Source organism: Alkalitalea saponilacus, from assembly GCF_900168165.1.
Classification (GTDB): Bacteria; Bacteroidota; Bacteroidia; order Bacteroidales; family Marinilabiliaceae; genus Natronoflexus; species Natronoflexus saponilacus.
Genome location: NZ_FUYV01000001.1, coordinates 223,939 through 245,032 on the forward strand (window position 1 = coordinate 223,939; position 21,094 = coordinate 245,032).

Genomic DNA, 21,094 nt, shown 5'->3' on the forward strand with positions numbered 1-21,094 from the left:
AACTACTTAATGAATGCTTCATGAGTGAGAAAATTAATATTATATAAATGATATCTCATGGAACTTCAATATTGGCAATGACAATATTAAATTAAATATAAATGAAAAACTTACTATCCATTACAATTTGCTTGCTATGTTCATTAGCAATTTCAGCGCAGCAATACCCTTTTCAGGATCCAAGTTTAAGTTCGGAAGAACGCGCGCGGGATCTAATTTCCCGTTTAACCGTTGAAGAGAAGGCTGCTTTGCTATGCGATCAGTCAGATCCCATCCCCCGATTAGGGATTAAGAGGTTTAATTGGTGGAGCGAAGCGTTACACGGTTACGCCAGCAACGATAGCGTTACGGTTTTCCCCCAGCCCATAGGGATGGCCGCATCATTTAATGATGAATTGGTGTTTCAGATTTTTGATGCGACATCAGATGAAGCGCGAGCTAAATATCATCAGGCCATGCGTCGTGGCGAAGAGAATCGCAGATTTTTAAGTTTGTCTGTTTGGACGCCCAATGTAAATATTTTTCGTGATCCTCGCTGGGGACGGGGTCAGGAGACCTATGGCGAAGACCCATTTCTGATGTCAAATATGGGCGTACAAGTTGTAAAAGGTCTACAGGGTCCCGAAGATGCCCGCTATCGCAAACTTTTAGCATGTGCCAAACACTATGCAGTACACTCAGGGCCTGAGTGGAGCCGTCACGAATTAAATGTTACCCATGTTTGTCCGCGAGAGTTTTACGAAACCTACATGCCTGCTTTTAAAGCATTGGTTCAGGATGCCGATGTGCGACAAGTGATGTGTGCATATCAGCGTCTTGAAGATGAGCCTTGTTGTAGTAACACAAGACTTTTGCAACGAATTCTTCGTGAAGAATGGGGGTTTGAACATTTGGTCGTGGCCGATTGTGGTGCCATCACAGATTTTTATACAACACATAATGTTTCATCAAGCCGTGAACATGCTGCTGCAAGAGCTCTGTTGGGGGGTACCGATCTGGAATGTATCTGGGACAATTATCACTACAAAGATTTACCCAAGGCTTTGGAAATGGACCTGATTACAGAGGAAGACATAGACATTAGTTTGATGCGCGTGTTAATTGGACGTTTTGATCTGGGTGATATGGATGATGATTCAATTGTGCCCTGGGCTCAAATTCCCGAAACGATTCTTAATAATGAGCGCCACCGCCAACTCACATATGAAATGGCTCAGCAAACCATGACGCTGCTTTACAATCCTAACGGTGTTTTGCCTTTGGACAAAACAACCATCCAAAGAATTGCAGTTATTGGCCCTAATGCTGATGATGAAGAGATGCTTTGGGGAAACTATAACGGAACACCCATAAATACCATCACAATTCTTGACGGTATTAAATCTAAATTACCTAACGCAGAAATTTATTACGAAAAAGGTGTCGATCTGGTTGATGATCAGGTAACCATTAGCTACTTTCCTTTAACATCAATTGATGGTAGTTCAGGTTTTAAAGCGACATACTGGAATCATCCAAATTTTGAGGGTGAGCCTGTTGCTGTTCGTCAAATGGCTAATTCCATCAGACAAACGGCAGCCGGACAGCATGAATTTGCTCCCGGAGTATGGCTTGAGGAGTTTTCGGCAGTATATGAAACAACTTTTACCCCAACGGTTTCTGAAGAGATTGTATTTAAGGGTGGAGCAACCGGATTTTTTGAACTGAGTGTAAATGACGAAGTCCTGGAAAGCTATACCAATTGGAGAACATTATCAACCAGAATCCCATTCAAGGTAGAAGTCGGTGAAACCTACCACATAAAGATAAGGTATGCACACAGAGAAAACTGGCAAGCCAATATCGAATTCGATTTTGGAAGAGAAGAGGACGTGGATTACGCAGCTCTGGTAAAGAGGCTTGAAGGATTTGATACTGTAATTTTCGTGGGAGGTCTTTCCGGTCATTTAGAGGGAGAAGAGATGCCGGTTTCTTATCCCGGGTTTAAAGGCGGAGATCGTACCGATATTGAATTACCTGCTGTACAAAGGAATGCTTTGAGAGCTCTGAGAGATGCAGGCAAAACTGTCGTTTTTGTTAATTGTTCTGGTTCAGCAATTGCTTTTGAGCCTGAATTGGAAACCACCGACGCTATTCTTCAGGCTTGGTATGGTGGAGAAAAAGGAGGTTTGGCTGTGGCCGATGTCTTATTTGGAGACTTTAACCCATCCGGGAAGCTTCCTGTAACTTTTTATGCAAATTCAGATAATCTGGGTGATATTGAAGATTACTCCATGCAGGGCCGTACCTACCGATATACCACAGAGGCGCTATTCCCATTTGGATTTGGTCTAAGCTATACCAATTTCGAAATTGGAAAAGCTAAGCTTAGCAGATCTAAATTAAGTGGAGATCAAACCACAACGATTACCATACCGGTAAAAAATGCCGGCCACCGCGATGGTACAGAAATAGTACAGGTGTATATTCGGAAAGTTGGAGACGTAAACGGCCCGTTAAAAACGTTGAGGGGTTACCAGAGAGTAGATATTCCGGCAGGAAAAAAACGTCAGGCAAAAATTGAATTGTCGCAATCTTCATTTGAATTTTACGATTGGGAGCAACAAAAAATAACTGTAACTCCCGGTGAATATGTGGTTTATTATGGAAATAGCTCACATGAATCAGATCTGAAAAAAGCAACCGTTACAATTAAATAATTAATCAGCCTAATTTTTATCCATCCAATCTATTCTATGAAATCAATTAATATACTGCTATGTATGCTTATTGGAATATCTATTTTTCCAATAAGCGTACAAGCTCAAAACTATACCAGTTGGTATAACAATGCGCAAGAGCGTATCGAGGAGCTTCGTATGGACTCCTATGGCATACAAATATTCGATAGAAACGGAGAGCCTTACACGGGCGAAGTCGCTATTCGAATGCAGAAACATGAATTCCCATTTGGCATTGCCTTTGATTTCTCCCAAGGAGCTCAAAGCATGGGCAATGTTTTTTCCACAAATAATGTTGTACAGGCCGAAAAAGATGCCGAAATCTACCGGACTGAACGATGGGGTGGCTATATAGCCTATGCCATCCCGGTTGAAGCTGGAAAAGATTATGAAGTCACCCTTAAGTTCGCTGAAATATTTCATGGAGGAAATAATGCCCGCATATTTAATGTGCGGGTTGATGGGGAACTCTTTTTGGAAAATTTTGATACTCATGCAGTGGCCGGAGGTAGAGATATTGCTGTAGATAGGAGTCTGGTGGTTACATCTTCCGGGAATCAAATTCTTATTGAATTTGAAGCTGTAGTGGATAATGTAGCTATAAAAGGGATTGTTGTTGAAGAAGTTGATGGTGATTTTACTTTAAGGATTAATTGTGGGGGATCTGCATTAACAACAGCTGATGGCAATGAATATGTTGCAGAGGCTGGGTTTTTCGATCCTGACGCCAATACAGTCGCATCCAACGATGACTGGAGAAAAGCCACGATGTATAAATATTTTAACGCCGGTGTTACCGAAAACTCTTTTAAATGGAGTGGTGTTCAGTCACAGCCCGGTCCGCCCAATTATACCGTATTTGAAAATGCCGTTAGATGGGCTCAAAAAGTTGGTTGGGAGCTGAGAGGACATGCATTGATTTGGGGTGGTAACGATAACCATTCAACCCCTAATTGGGTGAGGAGTTTGCCAACTCCAGATGATATTTATGAAGCTTGTAAAGAGAGGGTTCTTCGGGATGTTGAACGTTATAGAGGGATTATTAAAGAATATGACGTAGTGAATGAGCCACTTACCGGTCATGCTGATTGGTTAAGAAATGAAGTAGGAGACCGTATTATATGGGACAGCTTTAAATGGGCACGTTCAGTAGATCCTGATGCCGAACTTTATATAAATGATTATAATGTGGAGTACAATTGGGGTCAGGCCGAAGAATACCGGGATTTGATCTTTGAAATGTTAAATCAAGGTGCACCGGTTACAGGTGTAGGAATGCAGGCTCATTTCTGGGATTGTTGCAGGCCAGGGATTAATGAGTTGGTACGTAACATTAATATTGTTGCTGAACCAGGCTTGCCAATTAAACTGACTGAGTATGATTTCGGCGGAAATCTTACGCAGGCTGAGCAAGCTGCTGATTATATCATGGTTCTTACAATTGCTTTTTCTCACCCTTCTATTGTAGGATTATATCATTGGTCACTCAGAGACGGATGGGCCTGGCGTGAAAATTCAGGCTTCTTTGATAGAGATGGAAGACCAAAGCTGGCTGCCGATACCTTACTTTATTATACTAAAACTAAGTGGGCAACTAATTTCGATGCAGTAATGCCGGCCAATGAACCTTTAACTTTTAATGCATTCCATGGTAACTACACCGTGGAAGCAGAATTTGACGGGGTGGTTAAAGTGTTCGAGGTTCCTTTGCTGAAGGCAAATGCCGATGCGGTTTTTGTATTAAATGAGGAAGATGCAGTAGTTAAGGGGCCACAATTCTTGGAGACAGAACTTGTTGGGAGAAATTCTGTGAGGCTGTTATTCGATAAGCCCATTGATGGTAATTCGTTGCGAGGCAGTAATTACAGATTTTTCTCGTCAGGTAATATAGGTGTTGAAGCGGCGAATGTTGATCCTGATAACGGGAATGCAGTCATTCTCTCTTTGAGTTCAAATGTTTCTTCGGGACAATATATCTCTGTATCTTATTTCCCTGGTTCGCTTAGAGCTTTGGATGGCAGTGTTGCTAATGCATTTGGGCCTGAGGAGATTGCTAATAAGGCATCATCCGTTGGCACGACCAACATCGAGCAAAGTAGGGTTCGAATATATCCCAACCCGGCAACAAATAATCTAAATATAGCATACGAATCATCACCATTTAGAATAAGCATTTTTAATAGCATGGGCGTACTTGTTTATTCTGGCACCTCTGCAAATGAGTCCTATAGTTTAGATGTAGGTGGTTTTGCAAGAGGGATGTACGTTATTCAGTTAACTGATCAAAATAACCAAATAAGAGTTGAAAAGTTCTTGTTGAAGTAATATTAATTTTAGAAAAATAGTAAGGAATTGTAAAATTCCTTACTATTTTTTTATCTACATATTACTGTTTCTTTTAAAACTGGAAAATAAAATAGTTTTAAACCCTGCATTGATTATTACTTCCGGTTATCAAATCATAGCCCTAAGTTTTTTTGATTATCTCAAAAAAATGTTTTGGAATTATTTGCTGCATTTACGAGCCATGAGAGACTGTTCTTTGATAGGAGTATGACTATTATGGTGAGTCCCATGTGGCCATTGAATTATAAATCATAGACACATGAAAAAAATAGAACTTCTTCTGATTAATATCATCATATTGATCTCTTTTTACACCGCTCAAGCACAAGAAAAATTGTATTATAATACATTCCCCTTGTCTGACGTTAAACTGTTGGATGGGAAATTTAAAAATGCCCGTGATCTTAATGTCGAAGTACTTTTGCAATATGATGTTGATAGGTTACTTGCACCCTACCGTAAAGAAGCCGGTTTACCCGAGAAAGCTCCAAGCTATCCCAACTGGGATGGGCTGGATGGGCATGTTGCCGGCCATTATTTAACAGCCATGGCCTTAAATTATGCTGCTACAGGCCATCAGGAATCTAAAAGAAGGTTGGAATATATGCTTTCCGAGCTTAAAAAATGTCAGGAGGCAAATGCCATCAATAATCCTGAGTGGGGAGTAGGTTATTTGGGTGGTTTTCCAAACAGCGAAGCACTTTGGTCAGGGTTCAAAATTGGTGATTTCAGAGTTTACAACTCTTCATGGGCTCCTTTTTATAACTTGCATAAGATGTATGCAGGTCTCAGAGACGCCTGGCTGTATTGTGGTTACGAGGAGGCGAAATCCATGTTTTTGGAATTTTGCAATTGGGGAATAGAGATTGCTTCCGGACTAGATGACCAACAAATGCAACATATGCTCGATGAGGAGCATGGGGGAATGAATGAAATCTTTGCAGATGCTTATCAAATCTCCGGCGACAAGAAATATCTGGATGCTGCAAAACGATATTCACATAGGATGTTTTTGGAGCCATTGTCGCAGGGAATTGATAATTTAGATAACAAACATGCCAACACCCAGATTCCGAAGTTCATTGGATTTTCACGCATTGCGGAGTTAAGTGGCGATGATCAATACAACAAAGCTGGGAGATTCTCATGGGAAACCATTACTGAAAATCGGTCGCTTGCATTTGGAGGCAATAGCCGCAGGGAGCACTTCCCAAGTGTAAACGCGTGCAGCGATTTTATCAGAGATGTTGATGGCCCTGAATCGTGCAACTCATATAATATGTTAAGGTTGACCGAAGTTTTATTCAGGCAACAACCTTCAGCTCACTATGCCGATTACTTTGAAAGAACACTCTTCAATCATATTCTTTCTACTCAGCATCCGGAGCATGGAGGATATGTTTATTTCACAACAGCGCGACCCCGTCATTACAGAGTCTATTCAGCACCAAATGAGGCCATGTGGTGTTGCGTAGGCACTGGAATGGAAAACCATGCAAAATATAATCAATTTATATACACACATTCTGGAGACTCTTTGTTCCTTAATCTTTTTATTGCCTCAGAACTCAATTGGAAAGACCGGAACATTAATCTTAAACAGGAAACTAAGTTCCCTTTCGAAGAACAGACAAAACTGACTATAACAAATGGCTCTTCAAAATTTAACTTAATGATACGTTACCCGGGATGGGTCAAAGAGGGAGAATTACGAGTTTCTGTTAATGGTAAAGAGGTTAAATATTCAGCGCTTCCTTCATCTTATATAAGCATTAAGAGGAAATGGGAAAAGGGAGATGTGGTGGAGGTCAGCATGCCAATGCACAGCAGTATTGAACATTTACCTAACGTGCCGGACTATATAGCTTTCATGCACGGTCCAGTGTTGTTAGGCGCTGAAACTGGCACAGATGACTTGAGGGGGCTTATAGCAGACGATGGTCGTTGGAGTCAGTATCCTGGAGGGAGATTGTTGCCCATAAATGAAGCACCCATCCTGATTGAAGACGACATTGAGAATATCGCCGATAAATTGAGCCCTCTTGACGAAGAACCTCTAAACTTTACGCTCAATTTGGAGATGATAAATCCAGTAGATATTCAGTTGAAACCATTTTTCCAAATTCATGATGCAAGATATATGATGTACTGGCTGGCTCTAACAAGTGACGGATATCAGGCCTACATGGATTCATTAACAAATTTGGAAAATGCAAGGATTGCTCTAGAAAGTCGAACAATTGATTTTGTTGCGACAGGTGAGCAACAGCCCGAAACAGACCATGTTCTCAAATATGAGAATTCAAGTACAGGGAATCATTTTGATGAGTTTTATCGAGATGCACGGGGCAATGGCTTTTTCAGCTATCAAATGAAAACCAATTCTGAGACTGATTTAAGTCTGATTGTTAGATACTGGGGCGCTGAGTGGGGAGGACGAAAATTTGAGATATACATTGATGACGAGAAACTGGTAAGTGAAGACAATACAGGACGATGGAATCAATCTGTTTTTCATGATGTGGAGTATGCAATTCCTGATTCAATGGTTGAGGGAAAAGAAAGCATAAGGGTAAAATTTCAATCAATACAAGGAAATACAGCCGGGGCTGTTTATTTTATCCGATTGGTAAAGCAAGAGTGAGGGATAGTTAAATGATTTATTATACTTGAAAGCTCTTGCTGTTCCAATCTGCTCGTAGATGGCTGTGCTTAGAGGGAGTCAATGACAATTTTTCTAGGATTGGTAACGGCAGAGAAATATTAAGAGTTATAATATACTCTGGTCGGGTAAAAAGTTGGAATTTCATGCTCGCTCTTAATTGAGAGATTTTGATTTAAAGATTTAGTGCAATTACTGATTTACATAGTTCAGGCAATAACGAAATATCTGAGATTTTAACTTAATTATCTAAATCTAAAAATCCGGCGTTTTAATTTTAATTATATTTAAAAATTGAAATTATGGTAAGTTCCTAGTAGAGTTAACATTATTAATCGGCGAAGTTTTTGTAAATATATATTAAAACTAAATAGTTGTTTATTATGAGATTTCATTTTTCTATTTTAACGTCAGTCTGTTTGATGTTATTTTCATCAGCAATTATGGCCCAACAAGTGGCAAGCGTAAGCAGTCCTAGCGGAAAGCTTCAGGTTTCCATTCTAGTCGAGAATAATCAGGCAATGTATTCTGTAGAATACAATGGCAATACAATGCTTGAAAAATCCCCATTGGGGTTATTGACGAATGAGGGCGATTTTCGAACAAACATGAGCTATGTTGGCTCTGAGGAAGGAGTTGTGGAAAAAGAGTATACGCAGGATAGAATTAAGCACTCCTTCATTAAATATCATGCTAATACCTTGCGCTCAACCTTTACAAATGGCGATGGCAAGGAGATTTCAATCCTTTTCCAGGTAAGCAATAATGATATTGCGTTTCGTTATGAGCTCCCAATGTGGGGAGATACAAGAGCATGTGTTGTTGAGGAGGAAGCAACAGGATTCAGATTTCCATCCTCTACTAGAAGTTACCTTTCTCACATGATGCGACCAATGGAAGCATTTGCTCGTACATCTCCCAGTTATGAGAGTGGGTATGAAGCGGATTATCCCATCCAAAGAAACCAATCTTCAGAGGGTTATGTTTATCCTGGATTGTTTAATGTTGAAAACAATGGATGGGTGCTTATTTCTGAAACCGGAGTACGTAGTTTATATAATGCATCGCATTTAAGTAAATACACCGATGGCGTATTTACCGTTGATTATCCAAATCCTGCACAGAACAACGGTTTTGGTAGCTCAGGAGCACAGTTAGGGCTGCCTGGAGTAACTCCATGGAGAACAATCACTGTTGGTGAAACACTTGCTCCCATCGTTGAAACAACCATTATGTGGGATGTTGTTGAGCCGCTTTACAAGCCTTCAATCGATTATCAATTTGGACGTAGCACATGGAGCTGGATTATTTGGCAGGATCCTAGTATGAACTACGAAGATCAGGTGAAATATATTGATTTGGCTGAGGCACTTGATTTTGAATTCATCCTGATTGATGCATGGTGGGACGAAAGAATCGGGTACGACAGAATGGAAGAGTTGGTAAGATATGCTCGTTCGAAAAATGTTGGGGTTTTTCTATGGTATAACTCCAATGGCTCTTTTAATGATGCCTTCCAAACTCCTATCAATAAGATGAACACGTCTATTGAGAGAAAGAAAGAAATGAAGTGGTTGCAGGAGGTTGGTGTAAAAGGAATTAAAGTAGATTTTCTGGGTGGTGACAAACAGGAAACAATGAGACTATACGAGGACATTATGTCCGATGCCAACGATTATGGTTTAATGGTTAATTTTCATGGTGCTACATTGCCACGTGGGTGGGAAAGAATGTTCCCCAATTTTGTAGGTAGCGAAGCTGTTTTGGCTTCCGAGATGCTGGTTTTTGTGCAGGATACCCGCGAAAAGGAGGCATTTTATGCCACCTTACACCCATTCATTCGTAACTCGGTGGCCAGCATGGAGTTTGGTGGAGTTGTTCTTAATAAATACTTAAATCGTGGAAACCAGGAAGGTCAAAAGCGTTTAACTACTGATATTTTCCAGCTTGCCACAGGAATTCTATTCCAAAATCCTGTTCAGTTTTTTGCACTTACACCAAATAATTTAACCGATGCTCCGGATTTCGCAATTGAATTTATGCGAAATATTCCTGTGTTGTGGGACGAAACCAGGTACATTGCCGGAACTCCCGGTAAATATAGCGTAATTGCTCGTCGAAATGGTCAGGATTGGTATATTGCGGGTGTCAATGCTGAAACAGCAGCCAAAAGGATAACCATTGATTTGCCTATGATGGCAGGACAAACGGTAACCATGTATAACGACAAAAGAGATGGGACACCTTTTATGGAAACAACCAGAGTTCCTGCCAATGGTCGTTTTACAGTAACCATTCAACCAAACGGTGGCTTTGTATTAACCAAGTAAAAAATAATATAATATAATATGAGAGGATTAAGATTGAGTGCGGCTTTGATTGCCAGTTTGATGTTCTTAGTAACAAATGCACAAAACCCTTTTGTGCAAACCATGTACACAGCGGATCCGGCTCCAATGATATACAACGATACGTTGTATGTATATACAACACACGATGAGCATACAACTTCCAATTTTTTCACCATGTACGATTGGCAGTTGTTTTCAACTACCGATATGGTGAATTGGACAGCTTACGGAACTGTTGCTTCATTGGAAGACTTTAAATGGTCTAATGTAGAAAATGGAGCGTGGGCTCCTCAAGCCATTGAGCGCAACGGAAAGTTTTATCTTTACTGCCCAATCCACGGAGATGGAATTGGTGTTTTGGTGGCTGACAGACCGTATGGACCATTTAAAGATCCAATAGGACGTAGATTGGTGCGTTCATCTGACTACATCTGGGATGATATTGACCCTACAGTCTTTATTGACGATGATGGACAAGCATATTTGTATTGGGGAAATCCCGGATTACACTATGTAAAGTTGAATGAAGACATGATTTCATTCGACAAAAGTATAGGTAATAACGGAGTCGTATCTCTCGATATGACACCTGAAGCATTTGGGGAAAGAGCTGAGCCAAGTGAAAAATATACTACCAATTACGAAGAGGCACCATGGCTCTATAAAAGAGGCGATATCTATTACATGATATTTGCCGCAGTTGGTATTCCTGAATATATTGCCTATTCCACAGCACCTACAGCTGAAGGGCCATGGACATACCAGGGAATAATAATGGGGCGTCACCCGGGGCTAGCATTTACGAACCATCCTGGTGTAATTGACTATAAGGGGAATTCCTATTTCTTTTATCATAGTGAAGAATTACCAGGGGGTGGCGGATTTAACCGTTCTGTTTGTGTTGAACAGTTCGAGTTTAACGCGGATGGCTCATTCCCGGAAATCATTCCAACCAGAGAAGGAATTGTTGAAGGTGTGGCTAAATTAAACCCATTTATCAGGGTTGAAGCTGAAACCATTGCATGGTCTGAAGGTCTGAACATTGACAGAGATGAAAAAACAGGTGTTTTTGTCACCAATATCAATAATGGGAACTACATTAGAGTTCGTGACGTTGATTTTGGTCGTGGAGCGAGAAACTTCAAAGCATCTGTAGCATCAGGAAGAGCAGGAGGTAATATTGAAATCCGAATAGGAGGGGTTGATGGTGAGTTGCTCGGAACCTGCAAAGTTGAAAATACAGGAGGAGATAAAAATTGGGTCGTTAAATCCTGTAGGCTTAAGAGGGTGAGAGGTGTTCATGATTTATATTTTGTATTTACCGGTGGTGAAGGTAACTTGTTCAACTTTGATTGGTGGATGTTTAGCAGATAGATATTATGAGCGTTAATATGGAACTTTTTTCCTAAAATATTTGGAATGATTTATTAAACCTTTATCCCTCTTATTTGGGGGATAAAGGTTTAATTCGAAATTAACGGCTTTTGAAAAATCTGATGTTGAAATTCTCATTTTTAATATTAAAAATATGAAAACTTTACTAAGTTTGGTATTGTTCGTTTTCTTGCTGGCCGGTTGCAAATCACAGGCAAACATTGAAGAAGCAAGAGATAAAGCTACAAATCCTGTAGTTTGGGCTGACATTCCTGATATGTCAATTGTTCTTGTTGATGACACTTATTACATGGCCAGTACAACCATGCACATGAGTCCCGGATTGCCCATTATGAAATCAAAGGATTTGGTAAACTGGGAAATTGTAAGTTACGCTTATGATATTTTAGTGGATAATGACAGAATGAGCCTGAGAAATGGCGAGAGTGCATATGGAAATGGTTCATGGGCACCCAGTTTGCGTTATCACAACGGAGTATTCTATGCATCAACATTTTCTGCAACATCAGGAAAAACTCACATCTATAAAACCACTGATATAGAAAATGGTACTTGGGAGGAGATATCATTCAGGCCTTCCATTCATGACCACTCACTCTTTTTTGACGACGATGGCAAGGTGTATTTGATTGCCGGTGTTGGCAGAATTACTATGGTTGAATTAAAAGAAGATCTTTCCGGTGTAAAAGAGGGGTCAGAAGTGCTTCTTATTGAAAATGCCAGTGCGCCTGCCGGTGACAATATTATGCTTCCGGCGGAAGGCTCACAGATGTTTAAATTTGATGGAAAATATTATCTGTTTAATATTACCTGGGTTAGAGGAGGTATGAGAAAGGTAATTATTCACAAGGCTGATCAAATTACCGGACCTTATGAAGGCCGATTGGCATTGCGCGACAGAGGCATTGCACAAGGTGGTTTAATTGAGACAACTGAAGGTGATTGGGTGGCATTTCTTTTTCGCGATTTTGGCTCAGTAGGTCGTATTCCATACATGGTTCCGGCTAAATGGGAAGATGGCTGGCCTGTGCTTGGTGTTGATGGCGTTGTTCCGGATACTCTTGATATTCCGGTAAAAAATATAAATGCTGCCGGAATTGTTGCTTCCGATAATTTTGAAAGAGAATCAGGAGACAATTCGATGCCATTGGTATGGCAATGGAATCATAATCCTGTAAATGAATACTGGACGTTGCAAGAACGAAAGGGATATTTTCGCCTAAAAACCTCAAGAGTTGATGAGAATGTTCTGCAGGCAAGAAACACCCTTACGCAACGAACTTTTGGTCCAGAAAGTTCTGCATCTACAGTCATTGATGTTAGCAACATGAAGGACGGTGATTTTGCCGGTATGATTGCGCTGCAAAGACGATATGGCTTTGTTGGTGTATCACGTGATGGCAATTCTACATCCATCATTATGGTGAGCAATGAATCTGAGGAGCCCGTTGAATTGGAAAGAATAGAACTGAACCAGGATAAAGTATATTTGAAAATTGCTTGCGATTATAATGACAGAAACGATAAAGCATATTTTTATTACAGTTTAGATGGCCAAGCATGGACAGAAATAGGTGAGTCATTACAGATGGCCTATACCTTGCCTCATTTCATGGGATATCGCTTCGGATTATTTAACTATGCAACCAAATCGGTAGGAGGTTATGTTGATTTCGGACATTTTGAAATTTCAGATAGCATGGGTGGTAATTAGGTTTAATTTGTAACTTATTTTATTGTACATTAAATTATAATCAATAGATTTAGATAAACAGTTGTTTAATTAATATAATGAAAATGATGAAATTTATTGAAATTAACAAAGCGTTTATGATTGCTTTCCTTTTTGTTTTGGGGTATTCAATAAACGTTAACTCAAGCATGGCTCAGGGGAATAGTCCTGTGAAAATTACAATTAACCCGGATGAGGAAGGGCCTGTTATTAATAGGAATATCTTCGGACATTTTGCTGAACACCTGGGGTTTGGAATTTATGGCGGTATTTGGGTTGGCCCTGATTCACACATCCCCAATACAAGAGGGATTAGAAATGATGTTGTTGAGGCCTTAAAAGAAATTAAAGTACCAAACGTTAGATGGCCGGGCGGTTGTTTTGCCGACAGGTATCATTGGCGGGAAGGAATAGGTACACCAGAGGAAAGAAGAGTCAGAATAAATGTAAGTTGGGGGGGAGCTGTTGAGCCAAATACTTTTGGTTCACATGAGTTTTTTGACTTTTTAAATCAGATAGGCTCTGAAGCATTTGTTTCTGCCAATGTTGGATCAGGGTCTGTAAAGGATGCATCTGATTGGCTGGAATATCTGACTGCAACAGGAACAGCCCTTGGTGATGAAAGAGCTCGTAATGGCAATCCTGAGCCATACGGAGTTCTTTTCTGGGGAATCGGAAATGAGACCTGGGGATGTGGAGGCCCTTTTACACCAGAGGAATATATTACCGAACTTAAAAGGCATTTAACTTTTACCAGCAATTACAACCCAAACGTAAACACTCAATTTGTGGCTGTTGGGCCTGATTCATTTGACGAATATAGTTTTGGTTATACAGAAGCTATTATGGAGGCATGGGCAGACCGTACCTGGACCTGGGATATACAAGGCCTGGCAATTCATAACTATACTCGCGGTGGCTGGCCGGCAGAGATTCCTGCTACCGGTTTTAATGAACTACAGTACGCTGAAGTTATTGAAGAGGCACTTGGAATGGACCAGTATATTGCCAACAACAGGGCTATAATGGATAAGTACGATCCCGACACGGAAGTCTCAATCCTGGTTTCAGAATGGGGCAGTTGGCTGGCTCCCACTGAAGGGACAGAGCCTGGATTCCTGATTCAGCAAAATTCGCAACGCGATGCAGTAATTGCCGCCCTGAATTTTAACATATTCACCCGTCATGCTGAGAGGGTACATGGAGCCAATCTTGCTCAGATGGTCAACGTATTACAGTCAGTGATTCATACTGAGGATGAAAAAATGGTATTAACTCCTACTTACCATGCATTTAGAATGTATGTACCTTTTCAGGATGCAACACGCCTTGCAATTAATTTTGATCCTGGGGTTTATCAGGTTGGAGATATCAGCCTTCCACAGGTTGATGCCATTGCAGCAAAAGGAAAAGATGGTCAAATTTATGTTGCTATAACCAATATTGACCCTAATAATAGAGCATCTTTTGACCTATCTCTGGACGGATATTCAATTAGAAACGTTAAAGGGGAGACTCTTTATGCAAATGCGATTGATGCAGTTAATACCTTTGAAAACCCCAATAACGTTAAGCCTAAAGAGATTAAAGCACAGGCTTCTCGTAACAAGGTTTCAGTTACAGTGCAACCTCAATCTGTGACAATTCTTTCAATTACAACCAGAAATTAATAATTGAATATTAATGAAGCTGCTTATTCAGATTATAGTATCTAATAAGCAGCTTCAATCTTCAACTAGCTTCAGTCTTGCCAGTACAAAATCCTAATGAAAAATCTATTATGAAGGTATATATACTTACTTTGTTTTTCCTTATAAATATTCCACTTATCGCTCAGGACTATTCGAAAAATTGGAAGAATGTAAACTACGCCTCTGATACATTGTCATTTCATAATATGGACATCTTCCTTCCATCTGTGGAGAAAGACAGTTACCCCGTTATAGTATACATTTATGGGAGTGCATGGTTGTCAAACAGCTCTAAGGGAGCTGATATGAATACCATAGGTAAATCTTTGCTGGATGCGGGGTTTGCAGTAGTCGCCCCAAATCATCGTGCCAGTTGGGATGCTTTGTTTCCTGCTCAAATCCATGATGTTAAAGCAGTTATCAGATACATCAGAGCCAATGCTGAGAAATACAGGTTGGACACTTCTTTTATAGGTATTAGCGGCAGCTCATCAGGAGGTAACCTCGCTGCTATGGCAGGCGTTACCCGAAATGTCAGGAGTTTCACGCTTGAAGGCCAAGAAGTTGATTTAGAGGGGGAAGTCGGAAGGTATCTTGATTTTTGCAGTTCGGTTGATGCTGTGGTTGCCTGGTTCCCTCCTACAAACATGTTGATAATGGATTCATGCGGTGGAACTGATTTTATTCATGATGATGTTAACTCACCTGCATCTCGATATATTGGGGGAGCTATTCAGGAGAATCAAACAAAAACGCTACTCGCCAGTCCCACAACTTATGCCTCGCCTAACTCACCTCCATTTCTTATTTTTCACGGAAACAACGACAGGGTTGTTCCACATTGTCAGAGCGAAGTCCTCTATGAAGCACTTAATGATGCCGGAGTTGATAGCGAATTAGTTATTGTTGAGGGTGGAGGCCATGGGCCGGGTGTTCATGAAGAGGAGTATATAAATATGATGGTAGACTTTTTTCTCCAGGTTTATAAAAACTGATGGATTGAGTTTTTATAGAGATCTCAAAATTGCATACTACAGGATAAAAGTTAAAGCATAAATTACCTATGGTAATTTATGAATACTAATTAAGAGAATTGTGCCTTGTAACGAGTCCCGAAACATCGGGACTCATTCTTCCAAAGAATATGGAACCATAAAAACCAAAAATTAACACATGAAAAAGATATATACTTTAATTTTATTGCCTGTTTTTATTCTGTTTTTGACGGCTGGCGGAATATATGCCCAAACGGCTACAATGGTGATTGATAATAGTGTCCAGCATCAAAATATAACAGGCTTCGGAGGGTTTGTAAATGGACCACAATTTCAGTTCAACCACATGACCACAGCACAGGTCCAACAATTATGGGGCGAAAATAGCCAAATGGGGTATAATATCATGCGAATTTACATCCCAGTTGGAGAAGAAAATTTTCCACAAGCAATTCCTACTGCCCAACTAGCGCAATCCCTGGGCGTCATGCTCTTCGCTAGTCCATGGACAATGCCTCCAGAGTGGAAAACCAATAACCACATCAATGCAGTGCATAATGGAATTATCGGGGAACTTAAAGAAGAACACTACGAAGATTATGCAAACTACTTAAATAATTTCGTTGAATTGATGAGAGAGAATGGGGTGGAGTTAGCCGCCATATCCATTCAAAATGAACCTGATTATTTACCCGGTTATCATGGATGCCGCTGGTCTCCAGAGCAAATGGCGAATTTTATCAGGGATTACGGTCACATTATTACCGCTCCAATTATGGCCGCAGAGGGAATTGGGATTACAGATAATTACGCAAATGCCATGTTGCCTGACGAAGTGTTTAATAATCTGGGAATCTTTGCAGGTCACCAATATGGACCAATCCAAACTGCTCATAAAAAACTTCAGGAAAAGGGAATGGAAGTATGGCAATCTGAGTTTTTGATAAACTGGAATGCCGACTTACCATCAGATCGTAATTTTACTTGGTCAATTGATGCTTTTGATTTTGCAATGGCTGTTAACACAGCACTTTTAAGCGATATTAATGCGTGGGTTCATTATGCTTCAAAACGGTATTATGGCATGATGGGTGATGGAACAAACGGAACACCTTATGGAGTGATTACAAAACGCGGTTATATTCTGAGCCACTTTGCCCAATATACTACAGGTACTACACGTGTTGAAAGTTCATGGAGAGGTGGATCTGATATTCTGGATGGGTCGGCCTATTTATCTGCTTCCGGCGATGAGGTAATTGTAAAAGTTATAAACCCTTCAGATGACCCATATACTTTAACCATTGATTTACCATTTTACACCAATATGGCTACAAGTATAACCACCACCATCAATGCCAATATGGTAGAATCAACCATCGATATTCCGGAGGAAACTTTTAGACCAAGAATAGATATTGCTGCTTCAAGCTTCACCACGCTTATTTTTAGTATTGGTGATGATAGACCTGAATCAGAAATGGAAGGCGTACAGATATTCCCGAATGCAATCGAAAATCAGTTTGTAACCAATCCTTCATTTGGAACCGATTACCAAATGAGTGGACAAACTTTTATCTTTGATAATGGAAATCATCTCATTAGTCCAAATACCAACAGCTCTAATGGTTATTTGCAATTGGATGACAGGTATAACAAACTTGTGTTTCATATCAAAGAAATATCTTCCCCTGCTACTTACACTTCTGCTAATACAACTTTGTATTACATAAACAGAAATGGGCAAGTACGATCTCATAATTACGGAACCATAAGTTTTAATCAGCAAGGAAATTACAATTGGGTTCTTGATATTTCAACCGATGTCTTAACAGATGGTATTACCGGTGTTATTGGGCTTCGTAATGGAAACTGGACTTCAGTTCTCTCTATTACGTTTGGAGATGTCTATTTTATGATAGGAGATGAGAAGATGTATAAATTCTCCGGGGCATATAGTTCGGGTGATGGTTTCCTCCTGGATTGTCTTGAAGATATGACAACAACTTCAATTGACTTTTCAGAAGTCACGGGAATACCAGCTGGCACAGATTGGCATTCCATGGCTGTAAATAAAAATGCAGTGTATTATGTTGGTGAGGAACAAGGTGTAAGTGCTGCAAATCTTATATCTGATAACATTAGTGAGGAATTAATCTTGTCTGATGTTGGTGGAAGCTTTTATATTCACGAAGATATTACTGTAGGTTCTGCATCTTATACCATACAACTTAATGGGTATAGGATTATTTCACTGCCTTTTGATGCCAATATCCCAGAAGATATAGGGGTATATACTCTGGAATATGAATCTGGACATATTTATGGGTATCGTGTTGAAAATGGCGGGATTTATGCGAACACGCCTGTCCTGGTAGTTGGCAACGGAACTTTTACATTCATTGGAAATGGTTTGGTGTCAACGCAGCAGCAGAGCTTGGTTGATGATATGACTAACGTTTATGTTTCTGTTAGGGCTCCGAGAAACAGTTATGTGCTTAAAAACGTTGGCGGTATTTACTCTTTTCATCGAGTGCAGAGTGGCGAACAGCATATAATAATGCCATTCAGTGCCTATTTTGAATTTGATGGGTCCGTTACTGCTGCTAATCTACCTCTTGTGCTGGATGACGTCTCAAACATTAATGACATGCCTGAGTTCCAAGATTGGAATGATGGCGACAATGTGTATTATGATTTATTGGGCCGTCCTGTAAGAAATCCACAGAAGGGTGTTATTTATATCAAGAACGGAAAAAAAGTGATTTATCAATAAGCACTTGATGCGTTAATCAAAGCACGTTTGTTCTTGATCATCGCAAAATCAGAACCTAAATTAAGTTTCAATACTTATATAGAATTATGATGAGATCAGAATTATATTAAATTATCAAAAATAGTATTTATGAAAAAAGAAACGATGGTTATGTGGATGAGGTATATGCTCTTATCGCTGTTTATACCTTTAATTATGTTCTCTTGTGCACAAGTAAGAGATTCGGGGATGGCAAGTTCTAATGATAAAGCTACCTTCCGGGTTACAGGAAACCCATACCTGCCTTTATGGGAGCATCTTCCGGATGGAGAGCCTCGTGTTTTCGAAGATCCTGATAATCCTGGAAAATACAGGTATTACATCATTGGTTCTCACGATGTGAGATATACCAGTTATTGTGGTCCGGATATAAGAGCCTGGTCCGCTCCTGTAGAAGATTTGTCGAGTTGGCGTGATGAAGGTCCTATTTTTACCTACCATGTTGATGACCAGTGGGACGTGATGTATGCTCCGGATCTTGTAGAGGTTGTTAGAAAAGACGGAACCAAGGAGTATTATCTTTATCCGCATAGTCGTGGTCCCGGCCGGGAAGCTATGGTGGCAAAGGGATACCGTCCTGATGGCCCTTTTACCCCTATTAATATGACTGAAGATGGCCGCAACACCTTACCTGGAAGTATAATGGGATTTGACCCTTCAGTGTATATTGAATATGTTACAGATCCCAATGATCCTGATTATGAAATTGGGTTCAGAGCTTATGGCTATTGGGGCTTTCAACGGTCGCTGGCAGCGGAGCTTGATCAAAATACCATGTACTCTGTAAGGCCTGGAACTGAAGTGATCGACCGTTTTATTCCTGCCAGTTTCAGATATGGAGTTATCAGGGATCCGGAAGGAACCGAATATCCTCATGTATATGAGGGAGAAGACTTGGGCTCATTTAATTTTTTTGAAGCGGCATCAATTCGTAAGATTGGTAACAAATATATTTGGGTTTTCAGTGGTTATTCCGGCCCCGATTATGGAGTGAGCAGTACCAACTCCACATTGCGTTATGCATACGGAGACTCGCCGCTGGGTCCATGGAGAAGCGGAGGGGTTCTTGTAGATTCACGTGCTCCTGTATTAAATGAAGATGGTTCTGCACTTCAAACAAGTTATTCAGGACACAACACCCATGGAAGTATTGAACTGATTAATGACCAGTGGTATGCTTTTTATCACAGGGCTCCAAGAAGTTTTGGAAATGCGCGCCAGCCAATGGTGGCACCCATTATTATTGAGTGGGATGAAAAACCTGTGGCTGATGGTGGAAAAGTAATCATCAGGGCATACGACCCCTATGCAGAGGATAAAATTTGGACAGCAAAAGACAGTCAGGGAATAGAATATACTGGAGCAGAAGTAACATCGGAAGGTTTCCATATTTATGGATTGGATCCATATAACTATTACTCGGCTGGTTATGCCTGTTATCTGTCAAACTTAGGAAGCCAGCAAGATAGCTGGGATATTTGGGATAACAACATGCCCATTGGTGTAGTCCTTAGCGGGGATATCATTGGGTATAAATATTTTGGTTTTGGGGGTTTGGATACAGACAAAAAGGGTTTAAAGGCTTTTGAAGGCAGCAAACCTGGAAATAATACAGCTTTTAATCTTTTCCTGACGCCAAAAACAGATCAGGCATTTAAAGTTAACGTATGGCTAGACGGACCTTGGGATAACAATGCCTGGAATGGAACTAAAATTGGAGAGATTCTAGTACCAGCCAATTCAGCAAAGGAAACCAATAAATATAGTATAGATGTATCTGAGTTTGTAGATCATTTAGAGAAAAAGCATGCCATCTTCCTTGTGGCAGAAGGTCCGGCTGAAGAAGGCCTTTTTGATCTAATCGGGCTGGGCTTCAGCTCTGACCAAAAGGAGATTGTTCGCCCAATTGCTCCCACAGTAAATATTCAAGTTAATGGCAACGAGGTAGAAATTCCTGCCACGCCGGTAAGATCAACCAATGAAAACGGTATTGTTGATTATACCCTATATCAAGCCAGCTATAAGTTTTCATCAGGAACAAGCGAAACTCCTAATGTAACCGCCTCTGCAAGTAATCCAGCTGTTAGAGTGGACATAATGCAGGCTGATTCGATAGACGGAATAGCAGTGGTTAATTTTGATTACAATGGCATTGTGAAAACATACAACGTTGTGTTTGAATCTGAGTAAGATTTGTTTTTAAAAACCTATGATTAGGTTTTTACAATGATTATGTGATTTAATTGAACAAGCTATCCCTATTCATTTAACGGGGATAGCTTGTTGCTTTTTATTCTATAAGGGAAAGAATATAGAAAATAATCAAACTGATTTTAAAGTTTTACATCTGTTGATAGGTTGTTTTGAAATAGCGGCTGGTGCTTCAG

General features: G+C 40.2%; 10 protein-coding genes. All 10 read left to right on the plus strand.

Annotated features, from left to right (window positions below):
- Nucleotides 1-101 precede the first annotated feature (101 nt).
- The 10 genes from xyl3A (at nt 102) to B5X70_RS00920 (ending at nt 20,897) form a co-directional block, all read left to right on the plus strand.
- Nucleotides 102-2,699: a xylan 1,4-beta-xylosidase gene (gene xyl3A / locus B5X70_RS00875; protein ID WP_079555964.1), complete on the plus strand. Its 2,598-nt coding sequence runs from the start codon at nt 102-104 to the stop codon at nt 2,697-2,699.
- A 36-nt stretch (nt 2,700-2,735) separates the two neighbouring features.
- The gene (locus B5X70_RS00880; protein WP_079555965.1) at nt 2,736-5,045 is read left to right on the plus strand and encodes an endo-1,4-beta-xylanase; all 2,310 of its coding nucleotides are present in this window, start codon (nt 2,736-2,738) and stop codon (nt 5,043-5,045) included.
- 280 nt (nt 5,046-5,325) lie between these two features.
- On the plus strand, nt 5,326-7,710 hold the full coding sequence (locus B5X70_RS00885) for a glycoside hydrolase family 127 protein (protein ID WP_079555966.1): 2,385 nt from the start codon (nt 5,326-5,328) through the stop codon (nt 7,708-7,710).
- A 401-nt stretch (nt 7,711-8,111) separates the two neighbouring features.
- The gene (locus B5X70_RS00890; RefSeq protein WP_079555967.1) at nt 8,112-10,058 is read left to right on the plus strand and encodes a glycoside hydrolase family 97 protein; all 1,947 of its coding nucleotides are present in this window, start codon (nt 8,112-8,114) and stop codon (nt 10,056-10,058) included.
- 18 nt (nt 10,059-10,076) lie between these two features.
- On the plus strand, nt 10,077-11,453 hold the full coding sequence (locus tag B5X70_RS00895) for a glycoside hydrolase family 43 protein (protein WP_079555968.1): 1,377 nt from the start codon (nt 10,077-10,079) through the stop codon (nt 11,451-11,453).
- 154 nt (nt 11,454-11,607) lie between these two features.
- Nucleotides 11,608-13,188 (plus strand): glycoside hydrolase family 43 protein, encoded by a 1,581-nt coding sequence (locus B5X70_RS00900; RefSeq protein WP_079555969.1) that lies wholly within the window; start codon nt 11,608-11,610, stop codon nt 13,186-13,188.
- An 83-nt stretch (nt 13,189-13,271) separates the two neighbouring features.
- The gene (locus B5X70_RS00905; RefSeq protein ID WP_232468413.1) at nt 13,272-14,876 is read left to right on the plus strand and encodes an alpha-N-arabinofuranosidase; all 1,605 of its coding nucleotides are present in this window, start codon (nt 13,272-13,274) and stop codon (nt 14,874-14,876) included.
- 110 nt (nt 14,877-14,986) lie between these two features.
- Nucleotides 14,987-15,892: an alpha/beta hydrolase gene (locus tag B5X70_RS00910; RefSeq protein ID WP_079555971.1), complete on the plus strand. Its 906-nt coding sequence runs from the start codon at nt 14,987-14,989 to the stop codon at nt 15,890-15,892.
- Between the two features lie 178 nt (nt 15,893-16,070).
- On the plus strand, nt 16,071-18,668 hold the full coding sequence (locus tag B5X70_RS00915; RefSeq protein ID WP_079555972.1) for a glycoside hydrolase: 2,598 nt from the start codon (nt 16,071-16,073) through the stop codon (nt 18,666-18,668).
- A gap of 129 nt (nt 18,669-18,797) precedes the next feature.
- Nucleotides 18,798-20,897: a hypothetical protein gene (locus tag B5X70_RS00920; RefSeq protein ID WP_079555973.1), complete on the plus strand. Its 2,100-nt coding sequence runs from the start codon at nt 18,798-18,800 to the stop codon at nt 20,895-20,897.
- Nucleotides 20,898-21,094 lie beyond the last annotated feature (197 nt).